This window comes from Lachnobacterium bovis DSM 14045 (genome assembly GCF_900107245.1).
GTDB lineage: Bacteria > Bacillota > Clostridia > Lachnospirales > Lachnospiraceae > Roseburia > Roseburia bovis.
This window is the reverse complement of record NZ_FNPG01000011.1, coordinates 95,943-103,155: the sequence shown is the minus strand read 5'-3', so window position 1 is coordinate 103,155 and position 7,213 is coordinate 95,943. Positions and strand designations below refer to the sequence as shown.

Below are 7,213 nucleotides of genomic sequence, written 5' to 3'. Positions count from 1 at the left end.
GCCAAATATAAAATAAATAGTGCAATAAGTGTACGAGAGAATGCTGAATCGATTTTAGTATTTATAGTTGTTGATTTGGTGTTTGCTGTCACAGCAATAGTTCTAAATATTTTGACTAAAAAATATACAATTTCGTTAATCATACAACTTGTTTTTTTTACAGGAAATTTAGGCTTACTAATTTCAAAAATAGGTTCACAGATTTCAAATCCTTTTATTAATAAAATAGTTAAAAACAATATTTTCTCAGCAGTAGATATTTGTTTTTCACAACAAAAATTTGTGTCGGATTTATGGAAATACATTTTATGCTATATAATTATGGCTGTATTTTTGGGCAATATTTTATTAAATAAAAAAGACGTTAATTAAAGAAAACTGATAGTATTATTTTTTATTTAAATTATCTTAATAATGTGTTATAGTATTGACTGACTAAATAAAAATTGACTCAAGAAAGGACTAGAAAGATGAGAAAACTTAAAAAAATGAAAAAAATTAGTTTGTCAAAATTTGTTACAGGAGGATTTATGCTATTTTGCATGTGCTTGTTATTTAGTGGCAGCAACGTCTATGCAAAAAGAGCAAATCCGGCTAAGTCTAAGACAGGATTAAAGAAAATTGAAGGACACAAATTAAAAGAGAAATTCGTAGAAAAGAGCAATAAGGGAGACTTAATTGGTGGTGAAAAAACTATCAAAAAGAGAACTTATGCAGCAAGCTATAACTGGGGAAAATATAGCGCAAGATATTATTACAATCAGTTAACTTCTGATGAAAAAGATTTATATAACAAATTATATAATAGATGTACAGAATTAATAAACAACTCTAGTATTAACTGCAATGATACAATTCAGGGAGATCACGTAATTGGCCAAATTGTTTATAATAAAAATATCAAACCACAGGATTTAGATGAAGTTTTTAATGTTTTTGAGGCAGAGAATCCACAATTCTTCTTTTTAGATGTTAAATATTGGTATGGAACTACTTCAAATTATGAACCATTTTTCACATTAACAATTTATCCAAGATATGTTTCAGGAAGTAATAGAGTTGCAGTTGCTAATCAATTGAAGAACAAAGTTGAAAACTGGATAAAAACAGTAAACCAGAAAAAAACAACTATGCAAAAAATGAGAAGTTTAGAAAATATTTTAGATAAAAACACAATTTATCAAGAAGGTGAGATTGATCAGAGTGTTGTAAGTGCAGTTTTAGAAGGAAAAACTGTTTGTGCAGGTTATTCAAAAACATATGCAATGATTTGTAATGCTCTAGGATACGAATCTGTTTGTGTTACAGGTTCAGGACATGAATGGACACGAGTTAGAATTGGAAGCAAATGGTATAACGTCGATGCTACATGGGATGATAATGATTCTGCTAATATAATGGGAGTGGATTATTTCCTTGTAAGTGATGCTAAAATAAAAGTAGATAATTCAAATCACGAATTATATGCGGTTTGGAAAGGTAGAGTAAAGGCGCCAACATCAAATGAAAACTATTTAGATCCTATTTTTAATATTAAATACTATAGAAATAATAATAGAGATTTACAAAGAGAATTAGGATATTATGATGGTTCTTATTTAGATCATTTCATGGAAACAGGAATGGAAGAAGGAAGAAGAGCAAGTTCTAATTTTGATGTCTATTTTTACATGAATAGTTATAGCGATATTAGAACAAAATTTGGAAATGATTTACCTCTATATTATCAGCATTATGTAGAGGTTGGAGTAAATGAAAATCGTCAAGGTGCAGACAATTATTATAATCGTTATGCATCATAAAATTTTAATGGATAATGAAATGCAGATATGCTACACTGTAGGCATAGTAAAAATGTAAGAAATAATAGATTATATTTATAGATTAAAATTATACATTATCTTTAAAAGAGGCGATAATATGAGTAACATCATAATAAAAAAAATTGGAATAACTAAACTTGATACAGAGGCTATAGTAAATGCAGCAAATACTGGTCTTTGGGAAGGCGGAGGAGTGTGTGGAGTTATTTCTGCTGGAATTTTTGGCTATCCAATAGATAAAGCATGGAAAATTGCGATAAGTGCATGCAATGATTTTATAAATAATAATATAGATTATGATATTGATATTGTTTTTGCAGTATTAGACAATAAAATTATGAAAATAGGTGAAGGTATATTGAATAAAGTCTAGTTTGTGAAAAGAAAAAAGGGTAGGGAGATAATTACCCCCAAATTTTAAAATATGAAAAGAGGTATAGTTATAGTGAAAATCACAGTGATTAATGGCACTTCGAAGAAGGGGACAACATACAAGATTAAAGAAATGTTATTAAATGAGTTACGAGATTATGCAGATATTACGGAATTTTATCTACCAAAAGATTGTCCTTCATTTTGCACGGGATGTTTGAATTGCGTTTTAAAAAATGAATTCTCATGCAAAGATTCTAAGTATGTTCAAATAATTGATGAATCTATGAGAAAAGCTGATCTATTAATTTTCACATGTCCTACGTATGTATATCATGTGACAGGTGCATTAAAAAACATGTTAGATCATTTTGCTTATCGTTGGATAATTCATAAACCCGCAAAAGAAATGTTCGGGAAAAGAGCTGTGATAATAACACAATGCTTGGGTGGCGGATGCGCGAAAGCAGCTAAAGATATCAAAGATAGTTTATCGTGGTGGGGCGTTAGTTCGATTATGATAAGGAAGTATAAATTGATGACTTCGGCTGGTTTTGATGAAATTTCAGAAAAAAGACACAGTAAAATTGAAAAAGATTTAAAGAAAACTGCAGAGAAAATTAAGTCGATTGATTACTCAAAACCATCGCATACGAATATCAGTGCGAAGATTAAATTTTTTATTGTAAAAAACATTCAAAAAAATATTAGTAAAACTAATCCCCAATATGCAGATTATCTTTATTGGAAAGAAAATGGTTGGATGGATGGCGTCAAACCATGGAAAAAACAATAAAAATTAAGCAATAACAAGAGTTTAAAAATTCAATAATAATTAACTAGATAAATATTAAAAAAGCATCAAAACAGAACTTTTTAAAGTCTGATTTTGATGCTTTTTTGTTGTTGGCTTTTTATGGAAGTTTGCTAATCTGTTTTTCCTCGATTTTCTCGACTTTTTTTTCGTTGACTTTTTCTCTGACCTTTTCAGTTATATTTTTTAATAACAATTTTTTTTTAAGTCTGCCATGTTGTATTTCTATCCACATAATTTCTAAAAAAATAAATAAGCAGTATAAAAATACTTGAAGTTCAATCCTTGCAAAATGTGAGATTCCAAAAAAGAAAATAAGTGAAGTGAAAAAAAATGTAATTGCAAAAATAAACCAAACTCGTCCGTGTGCATGATTCCATTCTTTTACGTCGATTAATTCCTCTTTTTTGGGTGGTGTTTCTCCCGAATTGATTGTAACAGGGTCAATTGAATGATAAGAAGCTAATCCAATCAAAAGAAAAATCAAAGTTACTAAAGTTACTATTGTTGTGTAGATTATAACGCCTGCCATAAATACTCCCTCCCTTTTTATTTGCGATGTTTATTGTAATGTTTTGTCTCTATGTGTACTATTATATCTCATTTTTTTTTATAAATCATTAGAAAATGTAAAAAAATTTACTAGAATTTCTTTATGCTTTTAATATTCTTTATAATTTCGATAAAAATTTTTTTAAAGAATTTATTATATTAACGAGATTTTTCTACAATATTTTTTCCTTTTTCAAAAAAAGTTAAAAAACAATTTAAGAAAAGTTGATTGAAATCCACTTATTTGGACATACAATAAAATATAATTAGCACAAGAAAAAGCATAAACAAGTAATAAATTAATTTTTTTTAAGGAGGTTCTATATTATGAAAACATGGAAATTAGTTAGTGGTATTTTATCAATCATTTTATTCGTAGTTGTTGCATTACAATCATGCGCAGCAGGTGTTGCAAATTCACTAGGAGATGGAAAAGATGCAGGAGGTGGAGCTGGAATTTTGGTAGCAATATTGATGTTAGCAGGAGGAATAGTATCTATTGCAACTAGAAAATCAAAAGGCAAAGGTGGCAATATTTCACTTATTGTTTTATTTGGTATAGCAACTTTTATGGCATTTATTGGAGCAACTGGAATATTCAAAGATCTTCTTATATGGGGAATTTGGTGCTTCATAAATACAATGATGGCTATAGCTTCACTTTTGAGAAACAAACATCAGCTTTCTGATAATCCAGATATGAACGTCGATTTGTTTGATGCAAAAAGAAATGAAAATTATTACAGAACAATTGATCAGAATGTAAGGCAAGATGATGACAATAATTTCTAGTAGGAGTATACTTAAAGTTGTATGAGGGGAATATTTCAAATATAGAGACTTAAGGAACTAGAAGGAGAATTGGGAAATGCCTAGAAGTGAAAACCAGAAACTTAAACTATTTAGATTACTAGAAATCTTTTGGATATATACCGATGAGAATCACGGGTTGACGACTCCAGAGATTATTTCGAAGCTTGAATCCTATGAAATACTTGTTGAGCGTAAAACAGTTTATGCTGATATTAATGAACTTAACAAGCTTGGAGGCTTTAAAATCAAAAAAAAGAAAAAAGGTGTCAATACTTATTATTATTTGACTAACAAAATACTTTCGATTTCACAACTGAAAATTCTAGTTGATGCCAGCCAGGCTTTTAAGTTCATTCCAGAAGATACTTCAGAAAAACTTATTAAGAAATTATCACTTTTTTCAAGCAAGTATGAAAGTGATGGTTTAAAACATCAGGTGCGTCTAAGAGGACGTATCAAGACGAACAATCATGTTGTGTTAGAGGTTATTGATACTTTAAATGAGGCTATTACCAAGAAAAAAATAGTTAGATTTAAGTACTATAAATGGGTGTATGAAGATAATAAAATACAACTTAAAGAAAGACATGAGAATTTTTTATATTCAATATCACCAAGAGCGTTAGTGTATAATGATGAAAATTATTATTTTATTGGTATAGATGAGACTATTAACAAAGAAAAATTTTTCAGAGTTGATAAGATGAAAGATATTGAACTCGTGGAAAATGAGAGAATGTCTAGTCCTGGCAAAACAGATACATATGACATAGTTGGTTGTGTAAATTCTAACTTTGATATGTATGCTGCAAAAAAAGAAAATGTTAAAATTGAATTTAAAAAGGATGTTTTAGGTGTCATAATTGATCGATTTGGAACAGATATTAGAATGATGGACAAAGGTGATGGATGGTATGGCACGACACTGATGAATGTTGGTGTATCTAATACATTTTTTGGTTGGTTTTTCATAATAGGCATGAGCGCAAAAATAATAAGTCCTTTACATGTTAAGGAGAAATATAAAGAATATTTGCTCGAACAATTAAAGAACTATTAGAAGGCTTAGAATAAATAAAAACACCTGAAGTTTGCTAAGTATCATATCAATTATTATTATAGTTTGAGCATTATTGATACTGTTAGTTTCAGGTGTTTTACTTATTGTGTAATTGCACTTTTTACAGATTCATCGTTTAGTGCGTTTGTGGTGTTTTTTTACATTTACATTACACTTTATATTTTACGTTATATATTTTACTCATCCACTTTTATCATAATGGATCCACGTTTTGTTTCCTTTATTTCGTACAATGCATTATCTGCTTTTTTTAAATAATCCCAAACGTTATCATTTTCAGAAGGAATTTTTACAAAGATACCTTGTGAAATAGTTAAATATTGTGAAACTTTTGAGTTATTGTTTGGAAACTTGGCTTTTTCAATTTCTTTATAAAGTGATTCTGAAATATGTTTTATTTCCTCAACTGATAAATTGTAATAAAGGATGCAGAATTCATCGCCACCATATCGAGAAACAAAAACATTGTCTTGCTGTATTTTTTTTAAACAATTCGCCAAAGTAATTAAAGCCTTATCTCCAGTTTGATGTCCATAGGTGTCGTTTAATTGCTTGAAATAATCAATGTCTAACATTTCAATTGCAAAATTTGATTTGTTCGAACAAGCTTGATTGAATATTTTAAGTGCTTCGGCATCAAGAGCACTTCTGTTTGGGAGATTTACAAGAGAATCTGTCATAGCTTCTTTTTGAAGTCTAAGATTCTCCGCAAGCATCTTCTTTTGTTCACGTCTCAGTTTATCGGCTTTTATACGAAATTTTGTGTTTTCGTATGCACTAAAAATTCCATTATTAATTTGAATATTAATTATATAGTGATATTGTATAATGTCCTTATTAAGCTGCTCATTATCATTAATACATTTATCATACATTATTTTGTTTGTTAAGAATATTATCTTACTGCTTTGATTATGACTATCTAAAATAGGCTTTTGCATCATATCCATTAATTCTTTAGCTTTTTCAATGTGCTGAGTTATTAGCAAAAAAGTTATCATTTCATTTATTTTTTGAAATTGTGATGGATCATTATAAAAAGTATTGGAAACCATAGAAAAATATTGATTTAAATATTTGGCTTCTCTGGTTTTATCATGAATACCACCATAGTATTGAATATGTGCAGCAATCACTTGAAGCTGAATGTCTTTAGTTGTTTCGAATTTAGTTATTGTGTCTAATATCTGTTTGGCATGTTCATAATCATCAATTCTAGTAAGGGAATCTAACATTAAGCATAGATTTAATACTCTATTATTGATAAAATCAACTGTACAGTTATCTGCGCAGTTAGCTTGTTGAGAATATATTTCTTCAAGTTGTTTAGTGAGCTCTATGCATTCCTTTGGATGTCCTAATATTTGAAATTGTTTTGCAATTTTATTTCTTGCTAATAGTTGAGTTAATGAATCTGTTTCGCTGCAATTAATAGCTTCGATGAAGGCATCAATTGATAAAGTAAATTCTCCACGATTTAAAGCATCTGTTCCTAAGTTGATATATGCATGTGCTCGTTCTACGTTATCTTCTATTTTAGAAATATCATTAAAATTTATAACTTCTTTTGGAATGTGATAATTTAATTCGTCCATGGATACAACCCCTTAAATCTTTTTAGTTTATATTACCGTTATTAATATTTGTATAAACAATATTAATAAAAAAGACTAGCGAAAGTTAGTTACTTAATTATTTCAATAAAAATGTAAACAACTATTCTACTAGTCTTTTTCGTATTGTTATTAAAAAAAATAA

At 28.6% G+C, this 7,213-nt stretch carries 8 protein-coding genes; 6 read left to right on the top strand and 2 right to left on the bottom strand.

What is annotated here, in order from left to right; genetic code table 11:
* From BLV79_RS12735 to BLV79_RS05590, 4 genes are all read left to right on the top strand, one after another.
* Nucleotides 1-372 (top strand): hypothetical protein (locus BLV79_RS12735; protein ID WP_159429331.1); only part of this gene is annotated, 372 nt, incomplete at its 5' end.
* Nucleotides 373-488: 116 nt separating this feature from the next.
* Nucleotides 489-1,802, top strand: a complete 1,314-nt coding sequence (locus BLV79_RS05600; RefSeq protein WP_159429330.1) for a transglutaminase domain-containing protein — start codon at nt 489-491, stop codon at nt 1,800-1,802.
* Nucleotides 1,803-1,920: 118 nt separating this feature from the next.
* Nucleotides 1,921-2,196 (top strand): macro domain-containing protein, encoded by a 276-nt coding sequence (locus tag BLV79_RS05595; RefSeq protein WP_074716950.1) that lies wholly within the window; start codon nt 1,921-1,923, stop codon nt 2,194-2,196.
* Nucleotides 2,197-2,247: 51 nt separating this feature from the next.
* Nucleotides 2,248-2,991: a flavodoxin family protein gene (locus BLV79_RS05590; protein ID WP_083354466.1), complete on the top strand. Its 744-nt coding sequence runs from the start codon at nt 2,248-2,250 to the stop codon at nt 2,989-2,991.
* Between the two features lie 118 nt (nt 2,992-3,109).
* On the opposite strand, the gene BLV79_RS05585 is transcribed toward BLV79_RS05590, so the two are convergent.
* The gene (locus BLV79_RS05585) at nt 3,110-3,541 is read right to left on the bottom strand and encodes a hypothetical protein (protein WP_074716949.1); all 432 of its coding nucleotides are present in this window, start codon (nt 3,539-3,541) and stop codon (nt 3,110-3,112) included.
* Between the two features lie 347 nt (nt 3,542-3,888).
* Here BLV79_RS05585 and BLV79_RS05580 point away from each other — a divergent pair, with 347 nt between their 5' ends.
* Together BLV79_RS05580 and BLV79_RS05575 are read left to right on the top strand one after the other, a co-directional pair.
* Nucleotides 3,889-4,353: a hypothetical protein gene (locus BLV79_RS05580; protein WP_074716947.1), complete on the top strand. Its 465-nt coding sequence runs from the start codon at nt 3,889-3,891 to the stop codon at nt 4,351-4,353.
* Between the two features lie 76 nt (nt 4,354-4,429).
* Nucleotides 4,430-5,434, top strand: a complete 1,005-nt coding sequence (locus BLV79_RS05575) for a helix-turn-helix transcriptional regulator (RefSeq protein ID WP_074716945.1) — start codon at nt 4,430-4,432, stop codon at nt 5,432-5,434.
* A 197-nt stretch (nt 5,435-5,631) separates the two neighbouring features.
* Here BLV79_RS05575 and BLV79_RS05570 read toward each other — a convergent pair whose 3' ends face one another.
* The gene (locus tag BLV79_RS05570) at nt 5,632-7,050 is read right to left on the bottom strand and encodes a GGDEF domain-containing protein (protein ID WP_074716943.1); all 1,419 of its coding nucleotides are present in this window, start codon (nt 7,048-7,050) and stop codon (nt 5,632-5,634) included.
* Nucleotides 7,051-7,213 lie beyond the last annotated feature (163 nt).

What these genes read in the sequence shown, in the direction of transcription:
- BLV79_RS05600 (WP_159429330.1), top strand. Translation starts at nt 489, where the DNA reads ATGAAAAAAATTAGTTTGTCAAAATTTGTTACAGGAGGATTTATGCTA.
- BLV79_RS05595 (WP_074716950.1), top strand. Translation starts at nt 1,921, where the DNA reads ATGAGTAACATCATAATAAAAAAAATTGGAATAACTAAACTTGATACA.
- BLV79_RS05590 (WP_083354466.1), top strand. Translation starts at nt 2,248, where the DNA reads ATGAAAAGAGGTATAGTTATAGTGAAAATCACAGTGATTAATGGCACT.
- BLV79_RS05585 (WP_074716949.1), bottom strand. Translation starts at nt 3,541, where the DNA reads ATGGCAGGCGTTATAATCTACACAACAATAGTAACTTTAGTAACTTTG.
- BLV79_RS05580 (WP_074716947.1), top strand. Translation starts at nt 3,889, where the DNA reads ATGAAAACATGGAAATTAGTTAGTGGTATTTTATCAATCATTTTATTC.
- BLV79_RS05575 (WP_074716945.1), top strand. Translation starts at nt 4,430, where the DNA reads ATGCCTAGAAGTGAAAACCAGAAACTTAAACTATTTAGATTACTAGAA.
- BLV79_RS05570 (WP_074716943.1), bottom strand. Translation starts at nt 7,050, where the DNA reads ATGGACGAATTAAATTATCACATTCCAAAAGAAGTTATAAATTTTAAT.